Source organism: Rhodococcus sp. IEGM 1351 (assembly GCF_030056875.1).
GTDB lineage: Bacteria > Actinomycetota > Actinomycetes > Mycobacteriales > Mycobacteriaceae > Rhodococcus_F > Rhodococcus_F opacus.
This window is the reverse complement of the sequence record NZ_JASHKU010000020.1, coordinates 56,587-73,106: the sequence shown is the minus strand read 5'-3', so window position 1 is coordinate 73,106 and position 16,520 is coordinate 56,587. Positions and strand designations below refer to the sequence as shown.

12 protein-coding genes are annotated in these 16,520 nt (G+C 69.7%); 7 read left to right on the top strand and 5 right to left on the bottom strand.

Translation table 11 applies throughout. The features are described from left to right. The first annotated feature begins 14 nt into the window (after window positions 1-14). The 6 genes from QM806_RS29310 to QM806_RS29285 all read left to right on the top strand — a co-directional run bounded on the left by QM806_RS29310 (window position 15) and on the right by QM806_RS29285 (window position 10,810). Window positions 15-866, top strand: a complete 852-nt coding sequence (locus QM806_RS29310; RefSeq protein WP_133984378.1) for a class I SAM-dependent methyltransferase — start codon at window positions 15-17, stop codon at window positions 864-866. A gap of 170 nt (window positions 867-1,036) precedes the next feature. Next, complete coding sequence (locus QM806_RS29305; protein ID WP_005562906.1) at window positions 1,037-2,158, top strand: helix-turn-helix domain-containing protein; 1,122 nt, start codon at window positions 1,037-1,039, stop codon at window positions 2,156-2,158. Between the two features lie 183 nt (window positions 2,159-2,341). Then, window positions 2,342-3,505: a hypothetical protein gene (locus QM806_RS29300; protein WP_037203530.1), complete on the top strand. Its 1,164-nt coding sequence runs from the start codon at window positions 2,342-2,344 to the stop codon at window positions 3,503-3,505. A gap of 308 nt (window positions 3,506-3,813) precedes the next feature. Further along, window positions 3,814-5,265, top strand: a complete 1,452-nt coding sequence (locus QM806_RS29295) for a TIGR02677 family protein (RefSeq protein WP_007299036.1) — start codon at window positions 3,814-3,816, stop codon at window positions 5,263-5,265. After that, on the top strand, window positions 5,262-6,656 hold the full coding sequence (locus tag QM806_RS29290) for a TIGR02678 family protein (protein ID WP_133984380.1): 1,395 nt from the start codon (window positions 5,262-5,264) through the stop codon (window positions 6,654-6,656). Before QM806_RS29295 ends, QM806_RS29290 begins: the two co-directional genes overlap by 4 nt. Further along, window positions 6,653-10,810: a TIGR02680 family protein gene (locus QM806_RS29285; RefSeq protein WP_167120026.1), complete on the top strand. Its 4,158-nt coding sequence runs from the start codon at window positions 6,653-6,655 to the stop codon at window positions 10,808-10,810. The genes QM806_RS29290 and QM806_RS29285 overlap by 4 nt, the downstream gene beginning before the upstream one ends. Before the next feature lie 39 nt (window positions 10,811-10,849). Here QM806_RS29285 and mshC read toward each other — a convergent pair whose 3' ends face one another. The 5 genes from mshC to QM806_RS29260 all read right to left on the bottom strand — a co-directional run bounded on the left by mshC (window position 10,850) and on the right by QM806_RS29260 (window position 15,259). Then, window positions 10,850-12,097 (bottom strand): cysteine--1-D-myo-inosityl 2-amino-2-deoxy-alpha-D-glucopyranoside ligase, encoded by a 1,248-nt coding sequence (gene mshC, locus QM806_RS29280; protein WP_133984384.1) that lies wholly within the window; start codon window positions 12,095-12,097, stop codon window positions 10,850-10,852. 72 nt (window positions 12,098-12,169) lie between these two features. Next, window positions 12,170-12,973: an SCO1664 family protein gene (locus QM806_RS29275; RefSeq protein WP_005564197.1), complete on the bottom strand. Its 804-nt coding sequence runs from the start codon at window positions 12,971-12,973 to the stop codon at window positions 12,170-12,172. Between the two features lie 3 nt (window positions 12,974-12,976). After that, a complete protein-coding gene (locus tag QM806_RS29270; protein ID WP_005256347.1) occupies window positions 12,977-13,570 on the bottom strand; it encodes a DUF3090 domain-containing protein in 594 nt (197 codons plus the stop codon). A gap of 104 nt (window positions 13,571-13,674) precedes the next feature. Continuing rightward, window positions 13,675-14,373, bottom strand: a complete 699-nt coding sequence (locus QM806_RS29265) for a histidine phosphatase family protein (protein WP_005564195.1) — start codon at window positions 14,371-14,373, stop codon at window positions 13,675-13,677. Window positions 14,374-14,413: 40 nt separating this feature from the next. Continuing rightward, window positions 14,414-15,259, bottom strand: a complete 846-nt coding sequence (locus tag QM806_RS29260) for an undecaprenyl-diphosphate phosphatase (RefSeq protein WP_043788485.1) — start codon at window positions 15,257-15,259, stop codon at window positions 14,414-14,416. 235 nt (window positions 15,260-15,494) lie between these two features. Here QM806_RS29260 and QM806_RS29255 point away from each other — a divergent pair, with 235 nt between their 5' ends. Then, complete coding sequence (locus QM806_RS29255) at window positions 15,495-16,424, top strand: aldo/keto reductase (RefSeq protein ID WP_039952119.1); 930 nt, start codon at window positions 15,495-15,497, stop codon at window positions 16,422-16,424. Window positions 16,425-16,520 lie beyond the last annotated feature (96 nt).

The window sequence follows — 16,520 nt, the reverse complement described above, 5'->3', positions numbered from 1 at the left end:
GCTAGCCTGGAGTAATGACACAGCATTCTCATCACCACTCCCCTCACCACGGCGGGCACACCCGGGACCACGAGGCGGCGCTGGCGGATCTACTGGACCTGGACGCCGAGGTTTTCGGCTCCTACCTCGACCCGGTGGCCGAATGGGTCGGACAGCGCACCGGGGAGACCACGCACCGGGTCGTGGACGTGGGGGCGGGAACGGGCGTCGGCAGCCTGACCCTTGCTCGACAATTCCCCGCGGCCGAGGTGATCGCGATCGACAGGTCGGAGGTGATGCTCGAGCGCCTCCGCACGGCCGCGAACGGGTGGGGACTGGCCGGCCGATTGAGCGTCGTGCACGCCGATCTGGATGTCGCCTGGCCGGCAGTCGACGCGGCGGACGTCGTGTGGGCGGCGTCCTCGTTGCACGAGGTCGCCGATCCCGACCGGGTGCTCCGTGCCATGTACGGCGCGCTGAACACCGACGGCGTGCTGGTGGTCGTCGAGATGGACGCGCTGCCGCGCCTGCTGCCGGACGACCTCGGCCTGGGCCGCCCGGGCCTGGAGTCGCGCTGCCACGAAGCCTTGGCGCGGTTGGACTGGAACTCACACCCGAACTGGCGGGCCCACGTGGAGCGGGCCGGTTTCGTGGACGTCGAGGAGCGCAGTTTCACCAGCGAGGCAACCCCGGCCCCGCCGAGCACCGGACGCTACGCACAGAATTTCCTGCGCCGCATCCGCTCCGCGCTCGACGGGCAACTTGCCGCCGACGACCGCGCGACTCTCGATCGCCTTCTCTCGGAAGACAACCCCGACAGCGTCCTGCACCGCGGGGACCTGACGGTCCGGGGCAGCCGGACCGTCTGGATTGCCCGCCGCCCCTGAACCCCCCGGAGGGAGTGAAACTCCCCCACGCCGCCCCGGCCTCGGGGAACCGTTCACGCGGAGGTGGCGAGTTGTGGTGGCATCCGACTACTCGGTGGCGCTGGGAGCGGACCACGATTGTTCGGTCTATTTTCCGGTTCCGTCTCGGACCGATTCAGTAGACTGGCGATGTGCCGAATCAGGAAAACGCCGAATTCGCAGGTAGCGAGCCGAAGGTGCCGTTTCCCAAGCCTGAACGCGATATCGATCTCTACCGCCGGGCGATCGCCACCCTCCAGGCCGCACTCCCCCACGGCTGGACCTTGACGTCCGGAAAGTCCCGCTCCCTCGCCGACGCGCCGGAACGGCTGCTGGTCGGCGCGCCCAACGGCGAGGTCGCGTCCTTCTCCGTCATCCCCGCCCGAGGAGTGCTCGCGGGCGACGCCGCCCGGTTCGCCGACGGACTGTCCGGATCGGATCGCGGATTCGTCTGTGCCCGTTACCTTTCCGAGCCGGTTCGTCGCCAACTCGACGCCAGGGGTCTCTCCTACGCCGATGCGACGGGCAACACCTCCCTTGCCGCGGACCGGCCCGCGATCTGGGTGCGCGACCGGGGCGCGGACGCCGACCCATGGCGCGGCCCGGGCCGTCCGGCCGCACAGCTGACCGGCGATCCTGCCGCCCGGGTCGTGCGTGCCCTCGCCGATCATTCGGGTCAGCTGACGGTCCCCCAACTCGTCCGGCTGTCCGGCGCGTCCACCGGCGCGACCTATCGGGTGGTCGAAACCCTCGAAGAACGCGATCTGCTCGAACGACTCCCCCGCGGTCCCATCACCAGCGTCCGGTGGCAGCCGATGCTGCGCGCCTGGAGCAGCGACTCCAGTTTCAAGGACTGCCCCACCGTCGGCTACTTCGCACCCGAGGGGGTGCAGTCGTTCGTCGCGAAACTCGCGAAGGTCTCCGGCCACCTCTACGCGGTGACCGGGTCACTCGCCGCCGCGGCATTCGTCGAATACGCGCCGGCGCATCAGATCCAGATCTACGCCGACCACGGCGAGGCGCTGGCCGGCGCACTCGAGCTACGCCCCGTCGATCAGGGCGCCAACGTCCTCGTCGCGACTCCCCGATCGGCTGCGGTCTTCGAGCGCACCCTCTTCCGCGACAACGTCCGTCTGGTCGCCCCCGCGCAGGCCTTCGCGGATCTTCTCGCCGGCACCGGTCGCCATCCGCAGGAGGCGGAGCACCTCCTCGACTGGATGACCGAGAACGTGACCGAATGGAGAACGGCCCTCGGCGCACCGACGATTACCTGACGGATCGCACGCCGGGAGCGAAAACGACCCGAGTGTGCGCAACACGACCACGCCACGCCGCGCGTGATGGCGCGCACAAGCGCGTTCGGGTAGCAGGATGTACATCTTGTGGCCTCACCGAGCGAATCGGAACGGGCCTGACGGAAGTCGCAATCCGTTCGTGAAACGAATAGAGGTACTTGCATGTCCATGGGAGTCGGGCTCAGGATCGGCAGTGTCGTGTCCACCGCCGTGGTGGCGTCGAACGATCCAGGATCCCCGGATCCGGTCGTCATCGTCCGGGACACCGTCCTGCACATGTGCCCGGACGGCACCGCAATTCTCGGCGGATCGGCGCCGCACACGATCGGCGAAACCCACACCGTGTCGGGGTTCCTTCCCCGCGTCGGCGACCCGGCCGGTGTCGCGGTAGGCGACGGATCGCGGTACCGCGCCGAAGACCTGGTCGCCGGCGCGATGCGATGCCTGCTCCGGGAGTGCGAACCTCTCCCCGACCACGGCGGCCGGACCGGCGGCGCCCCCGACATCATGGCCACCTACCCCACCCGCTGGGACTCGGCCGCCGTCGCGGCGCTGCGCGACGCGCTGGACTACGCCGACATGTCCTACCTGTCCCTCGTCTCGGACGCCGAAGCGGCCGCGGCCTGGTTCGAATCCGAGATCGCGGAGCGTCCCGGGCAATTGGTCGGCATCTATCACGTCGACGACACCGGCGCGACTGTCGCGCTGATCCGCTCGGGTGTCGAGGCAGGCAAGGCGTTCCGCTTCTCCTCGGGGGGCTCCCCCACGGCCCAGATCGCCACCGCGCTCGGTGCGTTCGGCTGGCTGCCCAGCAACCTCGATGCCGTGGTCGTGACGGGCGACGGGCTGATCGCGCGGGACTCCGCGACCATTCACGGGTTCGCGACCACGGTCGGTGAGAAGTTCGGTGTGCGGTGTGTCGTCGGCCCCGGCCCCGAGCAGACCGCAGCGCTCGGTGCCGCCATCCGCGCCGCCGGGTTCAACCCGACCACCCACAAGGTCACCCCGATCGGCCTGCCGCCGTCGTACGACGTCACCGAGGTGATCGACGCCGTCGTCGGCGAGCCGGTGCCCTCGACCTCGACAACCCCGAGCCGGCCGGCGACGCGCACGCACAACCCGGCGTCGGCCGCAGCGGTCGGCGCGTCCCCCGCCCGGGTGTCGGGCGGAACGGCCGTGGCGACACCGCCGGAACCTCGCGCCGTCGCGCAGGCCGGGGACGAATCCACCGCCGACTCGACGTCCCGGGCGTCCTGGCTCGTCGCCGCGGTGGTCGGGCTGGCTCTCGTGCTGGTGGCGATCGTCTTCGTGCTGTTCGTCCTCTGAATGCCTGCCTCCCTCCCTACATCGGTGCAGCGGTGGGGTGAGGCGGGGCGGATCGTGACGATGAAACATTGGTGACAGTGGGTGGTTCGTGCTGAGCCGGGTACCGCTAATTCGTGAATTAACGGTGTTCCGTCAGGGGCTGATTCAGAACATGAGGTTGATGACGCAGGTCGGCACGGCGTTCGCTCGACGGCTGCGCGACCGCATAACCTGTCACGGTGAGTGAATCAGGCAGCGTTCCAGGTCGGTCCCCCTCGGGGCTGCGTGCAGCGCGCCCGGCGGTTGCTTCCCCTCTCCGGGACGACCGGTTGAAACTGTTCGCCTTCACCACGGCGGAGAAGCGCGCGGAGTACCTGTGGGTGCTGCGGGCCTTCGACCACGCCCGCGCCAACTACGTCGTCCTGCTGCACGCCGCCGACGTCGCCCGGATTCTGGACGGCCTCGCCGGCGACGATCCGGCCGGACAACTCGGCGCCGGAGACGTCACTCCACTGCTCGAGCAACTTCACGTCTGGGAAGTGCTCGAACGCAGCTACGACGGAACACGCGCCGCGACGCTGGCCGAATACCGGAACCGGCACTTCGTCTATCAGTTCAGCCAGGCCGGCTACCAGGTGTTCCGAGCCGTCGAGGACGCTCTGGCAGCCCGGCTCGACGACGCGTCGCTGTCCCGGCTGGCGCTGCCCGACCTCCTCGCCGACATGAACGACCTGGCCGCGGCGAACCGCGCGGCCGACAACGACCTGGTGTACCGGAAACTCAACCGCCTTGATGCGACGCTGTCGGACATGGCCGGGCGCGCCGCGCAGTTCTACCTGACCCTGGGCGACCTCGTCCGCACCACGGAGATCACGCCGGAGACGTTCATGTCCCACAAGGACGCTCTCCTCACGCACATGCGCGAGTTCAGCTCCGACCTCTCGCGCTATGCACCGAAACTCGCGGCGGCGATCGCGCTCGTGGAAGACACCGGCGTCGAGACGATGGTGGCGCGAGCCGCCGCCAGCGACGAGCGGGTGTTCCTCGGCATCGACGAGCGCGAAGCCGATTGGCGCGCGCGGTGGGCGGGCCTGACGCATTGGTTCGTCGGGAGCGAGGCCGGTCTCAGCGAGTCGGAACGCCTGCGCGAGGGCACGATGAGCGCCATCGCCGCCGTCCTGTCGCTGCTGCGCCGCGTCACCGAAACCCGCAGGGGTGGTGTCAGCAGGGAGAGCCAATTGCGTCACCTCGCAGGCTGGTTCGCCGCCACTCCGACCGAGGACGCCGCGCATGCGCTGTTCCGAGCCGTGTTCGACCTCGGGCGTCCGCGCCATCTGTCGATGGTGCATCCGGATGCCGACATCATTCCCGACACGCGGTCGTGGTGGGAGGCCCAGCCCGTGGAGATCTCCCGCACGCTGGCCGAGACCGGACGTCCCCCGTCGCCCGGTCTGCCCGCGCGGGTGCAGCGCAACGAGGGCAGCGTGCGCCGCCTGCGGGAGGAACAGCTGACCGCGCAACGACTTCGCGCCGCCGCCGCCCAGTCGCTGGCCCGGGGCGGAGTCTACGAGCGGGAACTCGACGAGGCCGAAACCGACGTGCTGCTGAGTCTGCTCAACGCCGCGCTGACGGCGCGGGTACCGGTCAGCGGCCGAGTGAAAAGCAGCACAGGATCGGAGAACGGCGTGAAGCTGACCCTCAGCCCGCACAGCGAATCGACGGTGGTGCGCACCGCCCGGGGACGTCTGCACCTCGACGGACTTCAGGTGAGCGTTCGGTGAAGGCGCGGGAGATCTCGCCGCTCGCCCTCGATTCGTATCAGCGCGCCGCCCGTGTCATCCTGTCGAATCACCTGGTGACACAGACCTATCCGGATCGCATCGCTCTTCCCCTGCTCCGCCGGTGGGCGACCGAACTACGCGACGATCTGATGACGCTCTTCGGGTACCGACTCGACGTCACCGAGACGACCGCCCGGCTGTTCACGGTGAGCGACCGACTCGACGCCGGGACGCCGGCCAAGACGGCCACCGACCGCACGTTCGACCGGTACCGCTACGCCTACCTCGCGTTGGCGCTGGCCGCGCTGGGCCGCGCCGGAAACCAGATCACCCTGTCCGAACTCGCCGATCACGTGGCCGCCGACGCCGCACAGGTCGACGGTGTGGATCTGTCCACGGAACGCGCGTCCGACCGGGACGCGTTCGTCGACGCCGTCGGCTGGCTCGCCGCCCGCGGCGCGATCGCACTCGCCGACGGTGACGCGGGAGGCTGGGCCGCCAATCCCGATGCGGGAGAGGCGCTGTACGACATCGACAGGTCCGTCGTCATCGCCCTGTTCCGGCCGCCGCGCGCACTGCAGCACCTCCGGTCCATCCGCGGACTGCTTGCCGGTGCGGACTCGGCGACCGAGGACGACACCTCGGAGTTCGGGACGGCCAGGCCGGTGGACGTGAAGGAGACGGCGCGGCGGGTGCGGCGTGCCCTCGTCGAACGGCCCGTGGTCTACGCCGCCGACCTGGACGATGACGAACTGGTGCAACTCGCGCTCCCCCGCACCGCAGCCGATGTCGAGTTGCTCACCGGACTGGTCGCGGAACGGCGTGAGGAGGGCGTCGCGATGATCGACTCCTCCGGGCGTCTCTCCGACGTCCGGTTCCCCGGGACTGGAACGGTCGCGCAGGTCGCACTCCTGCTCGCCGGGGAGATCGCCGATCACGTACTGGATCCCGATGCCCCGGAGACCGCCCGGATGCCGCTGCCGCGGGGCCGGTGCGACGACCTGATCGAACAGGTCGACAGCGCCATTCCGCAGTCCGGGATCTTCGACAGCCTCGCCGGCCACGACGGATTCGAACCCGCCGACCCCGCCCCCGCGGACCGGCTGTTCCCGGTCGTCGAGGACGAATGGATCGCCGGTACCGTCCGCACACTGACCGAACGGTTCGGGCGCACGTTCGCCGCCGGGTGGCAGGCGGACCCCGACGGTCTGGGACGCGCGGCGCTGGCGCTGCTCGAGCGGCTGCGCCTCACCGCGGCGGTCCCGGGTGGTGTGCTCGCACTCCCGGCACTCGCCCGCTACCGGGGTGTGGTGGTCACGATCCGCGACCGCACACCCGAGATCGACCTGTTCCAGAGCTCAGCGAACGACAGCGAGGAAGTCACAGCATGACGAGTGCGCGTTTCCGGCCCACCCGCGCCGGGATCATCAACCTCTGGGACTACCGCGATCAGGAGTTCTCCTTCGCCGACGGTCGCCTCGTTCTCCGCGGTCCCAACGGATCCGGCAAGACGAAGGCCCTCGAAGTGCTGTTCCCGTTCGTCTTCGACGGCAGGATCGAACCCCGGCGGCTCAATCCGTTCGCCGGCGAGGAACGCACCATGAAGTCGAACCTCCTGTACCGCGGACAGGAGAGCGCGTACTCGTACGTCTGGATGGAATTCTGCCGCGGCGCGAAGGACGACCCCGAGGCCGTCACCGTGGGCATCGGCATGCGCGCCACCCGCACCAACGACAAGGTCACCCGCTGGTACTTCGTGGCCGACGGTCGCGTCGGCGTCGACTTCTCCCTACTCGGCAGCGACGACCGTCCGCTCACGAAGAAGCAACTGGGCGAACAGATCGGCACCGACTCCATCACCGACCGGCCGCTCGACTACCGCGCCGCCATCGACGCCCGGATGTTCGGGCTCGGCGTCCAACGCTACGACCAGCTGATCAACCTCATCCTCACGCTCCGGCGGCCCCAGCTCGCGAAGAACCTCGACCCCAAGGGACTGTCGCAGGCACTCACCGACGGTCTGCGACCGCTCGACGAGCAACTGGTCCTCGAGGCCGCCCGCTCGTTCAGCGACATGGAGGAGGTCGGCCGCGCGCTCGAGGGGCTGGCCGCGGCCGACCAGGCAGCGCAGAGCTTCGTCGGCGTGTACGCGAAATACCTTCGCCAGCAGGCGCGTACGGACGTCGATCACCTCGCGACCCGTCTCGAGACCGTCCGGTCCGGCATCGCCGCCCTCCACGACGCGGCGGCCGACCGGGCCCGCAGCCAGGAGAGCCGAGCGGCCGCCGAGGAACGCTTCACCGCCGCCGAACGCGCACTCGACCAGGCCAATGCCACCCTCGACGCACTGAAGCGATCGACGGCGTACGAGGGACGGACGCAGCTCGACGACCTCGCGCAGGCTGTCGCGACCCTCGAGAAATCGACCGAACTGCAGGCCGAGAAGGCACGCAAGGCGAAGGCGACCCTCGAACAGCGAGCCGAGGAGCACGACAAGGCCGGTGACGCCGTTGCCCGCGCCGTCGAGGCGCTCACCCATGCCGAGGACGAGCTTCACCTCGCCGCCGAGGACGCGGGAATCACCTGGACCGCACTCCCAGAGAACGCGCGCACCGACCAGCTGACCGCTGCGCTGCGCGGGCACGCCGAGGAACGGGACGGCGACATCCGCGCGGTCCGGGCCGCGCTCGCCACCGTCGAGAGGGCCGCCACCGAGCGGACCCGCGCCGACGAGGCGGCCCGCCGTGGCCAGGAGCAACTCGACACCGCGAAGGTGGCCGTACTCGAGGCCGAGACCGCGGTCGAGTCGGCCCGCAGCCGGTGCGCCACCGAACTCCGGTCCTGGTGGACGGAACAGTCGTCCCTCTACGCCGAGATCGACGCGCCCGCTTCACTGTTCGACTCCCTGGACACCGCCCTCGGCCGGATCGGCGACGACGACGCCGCCACCCTGTCGGAAACGCTGACGGAACAGACCACGGACGCCGTCGACTCGCTCCGGCTGCGTCGTCAGCAGTACGACCGCGACGTCGCCGCCGCCGAGGAAGCGATCGCCGAACACGAATCGGCCCGCGCGGCCATCGAATCCGAGCACGACGACGCCCCACCGCTCTCGGCCGCCCGGCAGGACGCCCGTTCCCGGCTGACCGGCGCACCGCTGTGGCGCCTTGTCCGCTTCACCGACGGTGTCGACGCCGCAGCGGCGGCGGGAATCGAGGCCGCGCTGGAGGCCGCGAATCTCCTCGACGGCTGGGTGACCGTCGACGACGCGCTCCCCGACGTCGAATCCGAACAGTTCCTCGTGGCCCTTCCGGCCGCGGATCGGCCCACCGGCAAGACCCTCGCGGACGTTCTCGAGGTCGAGCAGGACACGGGTGTTCCCGACGATCGCGTGCGCGGGCTCCTCGAGTCCATCGCCCTCGAATCCCTCGACCTGTGTGAAGGACCTGTAGGTGTCGCCGAAGACGGTGCGTACCGGCAGGGAATCCAGCGGGGACGCCACACGAAATCGGACGCGGAGTACATCGGCACCACCGCACGGGCCCGCAGGCGCGCCGCCCGTATCACCGAACTCGACAGCACCCTCGAGGAAACCCGGGCGACCCTCGACGAAACCCGGGCGTCGGCGGATGCGACGGCGGCACTGCTGACGCGGACGACCGCGGCGGCGCAGGCCCTGCCCCGCACCGGGTCGATCCTCACCGCGCTGAAGAAGGTCACCGAATCCGCAGGCGCGCTTCGCAGCCGCTCGGACACGGCGACCGCGGTCGGACGCGAACTCGACCAGGCCATCGCCGACCTGTCCGCGAAGGAGAAGCAGCTCCGGGCCACCGCGTCCACACATCGGACTCCCCACGTCGCCCGCGAGATCGACTCGCTCGCCGCGGCCGTCCGGCACTTCGAGAAGCAGGGCGAGATGGTGCAGCGGTGCAGGCGCGAACACGCCAAGGAGGTGGAGCATACTCGCGAGTCCGAGGACCGACTGCACGAGGCGCGCGGCAACGCAGAGGAGTTCGCGGAAGAGGCGGCCATCGCCGAAGAGGTTCTCGCGCAACAGATCCAACGTCTCGAGACGCTTCGCGACACGCTGGGAGCGGGGGCCGAGCAGCTCGACCGGCAGCTCGAGGAGGCGCACGCGCGGATCGAGGCGTGCAAGAAGGAGCAGCGCGACGCCCGCAAGGCGGACAAGGACGCGGGTGAGGCGATCGGTAAAGCCGAGGGCGCGTACAACACCGCTGTCCAGACGCTCCGGCTGGCGCTCACGGAAACGCACGCCGACGCCGCCCGCCTCGCCCCGTATGCCCGGCGCGACCTGCTCGAACTCCTCGGCGTCGACGGCGGCCACACCTGGCCGGCGAGCTCGGCGGCGTGGATGAGTGCCGAACAGCTGGTGTACCGCATCCAGAACGCCGAAGGCGACACCCCGATCCTGCCGCCCGAAGTGGATGCGCTGTTCCACGCACTGGACGGCGCCACCGAATCGGTGCGGGTCAGTGACTCGGCGCGCAAATCGACGCGCACCGCGCTCACCACCGCCCTGCAGGACTTCGACGCACAGTTGGCGGTCGCCGGCCAGGACTACCGATTGCAGTGGGACGCCCCGGACGGCGTGACCGTGGTGCAGGTGCAGGACGACGAGGGATACTCGTCGATCGGCGAGTTCGCCGCCCGCATCGCGTCCGCTCGCTCCGATCAGGAATTGCTGCTCACCGAATCCGAACGTCGCATCCTGGAGGACGCGCTGCTCACGGGTCTCGCACAGCAGATCCACGAACGGACCGTCGACGCCCGCGAACTCATCGCCCGGATGGGCACCGAGATGCGGGAGCGGCGGATGTCGTCCGGCAACACCATCGGCGTCCACTGGGTGCTCGCCGACAACCTCGACGACAGCGCGAAGGCGATCTCCAAACTGCTCGAGCGCGACACCTCGGCGCTGGGGCCGGACGAGCTCGCCACGATGCGCGCCCACTTCGCCCACCAGATCAGAACCGCCCGCGCCGCCCACCCGGAGCGTTCGTACCCGGAGATCCTGGCATCAGCCCTCGACTACCGGCGGTGGCGGGTGTTCTCGTTCACCCTGATCAGCGGCAACGGCAACGAGGACCGGCTGACGGTCGCCCGGCACAGCGCACTCTCCGGCGGCGAGCAGTCCGTCTCGCTGCACCTGCCGTTGTTCGCCGCGGCACACGTCATGCTCGATTCGGCCGACCCCCATGCACCGCGACTGCTGGCGCTGGACGAGGCGTTCGCCGGCGTCGACGACAACGGCCGGGCCGAACTGCTCGGCCTCAGCGTGCAATTCGACCTCGACCTGTTCATGACCGGGTTCGACCTGTGGATCACGTACGGCGGCGTCCCGGGGTGCGCGCACTACGATCTGGCGCACTCGACGGCCGAGCAGAGTGTCAGCGCCACGCTGCTCGTGTGGTCGGATGGCGAACTGCTCGCCGAACACGACGGCACCGACCTGGCGCAGGCGCTCGGTTCGCCCCTCCGCCGGCGCGTCCCGACGCCCGCGGAGGGTGCCTTCGAGTTCGCCTGACCCGTGAGTACTTCTTAACCGCGGGCGGTTAAGAAGTACTCACGGGCGCCGGAAGCGCACACCGAGGAGAGCGTCCACGGCGGCAGCGAATTCGCCCGGCGCGTTCGCGTCCGAGCCACCGTTGTCGAGGGCGCGACGGGCCCAGCCGTCGAGGGCGTCGAGCGCCTTCGGGGTGTCGAGATCGTCCGCGAGATGCTGGCGCAGCCGGGCGATCGTGTCGGTGGCCGACTGCGCGGACTCGAGTGCCGCGGCGTCCTTCCAGAGCTTCAGCCGGGTGTGGGCGTCGGCGAGAACCTGCTCGGTCCACGGACGGTCCTGCCGGTAGTGCCCGGACAGCAGTCCGAGGCGGATGGCGGCCGGGTCGACCCCCTCGCCGCGCAGCTTCGACACGAACACGAGGTTGCCGCGGCTCTTCGACATCTTCTCGCCGTCGAGACCGATCATGCCGGTGTGCACGTAGTGGCGGGCGAAGCGACGGTCGCCCGTGGCCGACTCGGCGTGCGCCGCGGAGTACTCGTGGTGCGGGAAGATCAGGTCGCTGCCGCCGCCCTGCACGTCGAAACCCGAGCCGATGCGGTTGAGGGCGATGGCCGAACACTCGATGTGCCAGCCGGGACGCCCGGGACCGAACGGCGACGGCCAGGACGGCTCGCCCGGGCGCACCGCACGCCACACCAGCGCGTCGAGGGGATCTTCCTTGCCGGGGCGGTCGGGGTCGCCGCCGCGCTCGGCGAAGAACTTGTCCATCGTCTCGCGGTCGTATCCGGACTCGTAGCCGAACTGCTCCGTCGCTTTGGCGCGGAAGTACACGTCGGGGAACTCTGGGTCGTCGACGACGTAGGCGGCGCCGGACGCGACGAACTTCTCGACCATCTCGATCACTTCGCCGATCGACTCCACCGCGCCGACGTAGTCGCGCGGGGGCAGTACCCGGAGGGCTTCCATGTCTTCGCGGAACAGCGCCGTCTCGCGCATGCCGAGGACGACCCAGTCCTCGCCGTCGCGGTTGGCGCGCTCGAACAGCGGGTCGTCGACGTCGGTGACGTTCTGGACGTAGTGCACGTCGTGCCCGGCGTCACGCCAGATCCGGTTCACCAGATCGAACGTCAGGTATGTGGCCGCGTGACCGAGGTGGGTGGCGTCGTAGGGGGTGATACCGCACACGTACATCGTGGCCGTGCGCCCGGGAGTGACGGGACGAACCTGCCGGTCAGCGGTGTCGAACAACCGCAGCGGAGGCCCCTGGCCTGGAACGGACGGGACAGCGGTTTCGGACCAAGACTGCATGACAGCGAGCCTAGTGGACCCGCGTTTCCGCCTCGGAGGGAGCCGCCGCCCGCAGGCCGCTGATCGGGTTCGTCAGAACGCGGGCCACGGGATGGGCCGGTGACCGTTCGGCCGGGGCATCACCGGCGCCGCGAGGAGGTCCACGGCACGTTCGTACAGGGCGGCGACCTCGTTGGACGTGATGTGCTCACCCAGGCGCGCACCGAAGTCGCCCTCGAGCGCGGAGATCAATTCGGCGATGTCGACGACGAGGGCGCCCGGCACCTCCGTCCCGGCCCACCCCCACAACACGGTCCGCAGTTTGTTCTGCGTGTGCAGGCAGATGCCGTGGTCGACGCCGTAGACGGAACCGTCGAGCCCCTCGAGTGCGTGGCCGCCCTTGCGGTCGGCGTTGTTGATCAGCACGTCGAGGACCGCCATCCGCTGCAGCCGCGGGTCGTCGGCGTGGATGAGCGCGACCGGTTCGCCGTCCATGTCGGTGGCGCGCAGGATCTCGAACCAGCCCTCGGGGACGGCGTCGGGGGCGCAGATGTCGACGAGGTCGAGACCGCCGGGGTCGTCGGCGTGCCGGTCGGGGGTGTCGACCCACCGCTGCACCATCCCCGGGCCGAACGGACCGTCCCGCAGGAGAGTGCGGGGAATCACGCCCCATCCGAGCTGCTCGGACACGAGGTACGACGCGTATTCACGGCCGGCGAGCGTGCCGTCCGGGAAGTCCCACAACGGACGCTCCCCGCGGACCGGCTTGTACACGCAGCGGACGGTGGTCTCGCCCTCGACCGCGTCGCACACCAGGGTGGCGTTACTGGCGTGGGTGATCTGGCCGATGAGGGTCAGCTCGCCGGACTCCAGAGGATCGGACTCCTCGGCAGGCAACCGTCAGTCCTCCTCGTCCATCTCCGGGGTGAGACCGAAGCTCTGGCCACGGCGGTACCCGTTGGTCCGGATGCAGATGTGCCCCTCCGGGGCCAGCGGCTCACCGCACAGCGGGCACGGCGCGCGCCCGGCGGCGATGACCCGCTCGGACCGCAACGAGAAGTCCCGCGCCTGCAACGGGGTGAGGAACACACGCACGGCGTCCGGTCCGTCCTCGGAGTCGTCGAGAACGACGGACTCGTCGAACTCCGTTTCGCTGACGGCGAGCAGTTCCACCACGACGGCTCCGGCGTCCGCGTCCCAGCCCAGGCCCATCGTGCCGACCCGGAACTCGGCGTCGATCGGGGTGACGAGGGGGCTCGCGTCGTCGAGTTCGGCCCCCTGCGGGGGAACCTCCGTCCCGAACCGGCGGTGCACTTCCTCGAGGAGGAGTCCCATCCGGTCGGCCAGTACCTGGACCTGCTGTTTCTCCAGCAGGACGCTGATCACTCGCGCCTCGTGTACTGCCTGGAGATAGAACGACCTGTCACCGGGTTCACCCACCGTCCCGGCAATGAATCGGTCAGGAGTGCGGAATACGTGAATTGCGCGTGACATTGCACCTCCTTCGGCTGGAGCCGGGCCCTACTGCGGCGCTGCCCACTCGTTGTTCCGTCTCGGACTGTTCCTCGCAGCATGTTGCGTTCATTATCCGTCAATCGTCACAGGCGGACCTCCCCGCCGGGCACCGATCCGGATACTTCGGCGCGGGCGCCGTCGCCGGACACCGGTGGCGTGTTCACTCCGGACAGATCGGCCCCGGTGTCGTTCATCTTCAGCACGTACGGACGGGTGGAGGTGTACCGGACGACGCTGATCGAGGCCGGCTCGGCGACGATCCGCTGGAATCCGTCGAGGTGCGCGCCGAGGGCGTCCGCGAGGACCGACTTGATGACGTCGCCGTGCGAGCACGCCACCCACACGACGTCGCGGCCGTGCAGTTCCGCGAGCCGGGCGTCGTGCTCGCGGACCGCGGCGACGGCCCGGGCCTGGACCTGCGCCAGACCTTCTCCTCCCGGGAACACCGCGGCGGACGCGTGCTGCTGCACGATCTTCCACAGCGGTTCCTCGAGCAGGACCTTCAGCTCGCGACCCGTCCACTCGCCGTAGTCGACCTCGACCAGCCGATGTTCCACCACGGGGGTCAGGCCCCGGGCCCGGGCGAGCGGTTCCACGGTCTGCTCGCACCGCACGAGGGGCGAATGCACGATCTCCTCGATCGCCACGTCGGCGAGGCGGGACACGACGGCCTGAGCCTGCTCGCGGCCGCGGTCGTCGAGTTCGACTCCCGGCGACCGGCCGGCAAGCGTGTGTGCAGTGTTCGAGGTCGACCGCCCGTGGCGCAGCAGCACAACTGTCATTGGACCAGCCTAGTGTCGTGCACTCCCTGGCCGCCCGATCTCAGGTGGCCGACACGACGCCGGTCGCGAGAAGCGACAGGACGATCACGCCGAGGATGATGCGGTAGCCGACGAACCAGTACATCGAGTGGTCGACGACGAAACGGAGCAGCCACGCGATCGACGCGTAGCCGATGGCGAACGCGATCGCGGTCGCGACGAGGAGCTGCGGGCCGCTCGCGTTGAGACCTTCACCGGCCGGTTCGAACGCGTCCGGCAGGCTGAACAGCCCGGACGCGACAACCGCGGGGATCGCGAGGAGGAAGGAGTAGCGCGCCGCGGCTTCACGGGTGAGTCCGAGGAAGAGGCCGGCGCTGATCGTGCCGCCCGAGCGCGAGACGCCCGGGATCAGGGCGAGCGCTTGGGCCGAACCCATGATGATGCCGTCCTTGGCACGCAGGTCCTCGACGGGACGCACCTTCCGCCCGTAGTACTCGGCCGCCGCGATGACCAACGCGAACACGATCAGCATGGTGGCGATCAGCCACAGGTTGCGGGCACCGGTGCGGATCTGGTCCTTGAAGAGGAAGCCGAGCACACCCACCGGGATCGTGCCGATGATCACATACCAGCCCATCCGGTAATCGAGATCACTGCGATGCTCGGGATGGAACAGTCCCCGGAACCATCCGGCGATGATCCGTCCGATGTCGCGGGCGAAGTAGATGAGCACCGCGGCTTCCGTGCCGAGCTGGGTGACTGCGGTGAAGGACGCACCGGCGTCGTCACCGAAGAAGATCTCCGACACGATCCGGAGATGGCCGGACGAGGAGATCGGCAGGAACTCGGTCAATCCCTGGACCGCACCGAGGACAATCGCCTGGAGCCAGGACATCGCCTCGCCCATCACTCACCGGTCCCGAGGTCGAATGTGCCGCTCTGACGCCAATTTCCCATGTCGCGTTCGTAATTCACCGGCGCCACGGTACCGGGGAGGGCGACCTCCGGCAGAATCCGGCGTGGCAGGACCCCTGCCACGCGATACCCCACTACTCTGCACCTGTGGTGGCCGGTTCCGGGGGGCACCAGCATCTTCGGGGGCGACGCCGGGATTGCAGCTACGGTACGAGACGCAGGCGGTTATGGAACAGAGATCGGTCGGAGCAAGCGGGTTACGAGTGTCACGGCTCGGCCTGGGCACGCTCACGTGGGGTCGGGACACGGACGGCGACGAGGCGGCGGCGCAGATCGCGGCGTTCGTCGATGCGGGCGGAACGCTCGTCGACACCTCGCCCGCGTACGGCGACGGTGTGGCGCAGCGGATCCTGGCGGAACTGCTCGACGACGTGGTGCCGCGCACGGAACTCGTCCTGAGCTCGAGTTCCGGGATCAACCCGTCGGGCCCCTCGCGGATCGACTGCTCGCGACGGGGTCTCGTCGCCCAGCTCGACGCCACCCTGCGCGAGCTCGGCACCGACTACCTGGACATGTGGCAGGTCGCCACGTGGGATCCGTTCACGCCGGTCGACGAGGTCGCCGCCACTCTCGATTTCGCGGTGGCGAGCGGCCGGGTCCGGTACGTCGGGGCGCGGGGTTACCTCGGGTGGCAACTGGCCACTGCGGCAGGCGCGTCCCGCGGCACCACGCTCGTCGCCACCCAGGTGGAGTACTCGCTGCTCGCCCGGGGCGTCGAGGAGGAGCTCGTTCCGGCCGCGGCGCATCACGGCATCGGGGTGTTCGCGGCCGTTCCGCTCGCCCGCGGGGTCCTGACCGGCAAATACCGCAACGGCATCCCCGTCGATTCACGCGGTGCCGACGACGCGCACGCGCAGGACGTCCAGAGTTACCTCACCGACTCCTCCGTCCGGGTGGTCGACGCGGTCGTGACCGCGGCCGACGGGCTCGGCACCTCCCCGCTGGCCGTCGCGCTCGCGTGGGCGCGCGACCGTCCGGGTGTCGCGAGCGCGGTCGTCGGGGCCAGGGACATCGCACAGCTGACCGGTGTGCTCGTCGCCGAGGAACTGGAGTTGCCCGCCGCGATCGCGGCGGCGCTCGACGACGTCAGCGCCTAGCGTGTGCAGGAGCCGGCAGACGTGCACCTGCAGTTCACGTGCAGGGCAGGCTAACCTGGTGCCCACCGGCCGACGCCCGTAGATCTGCAGGAGAGT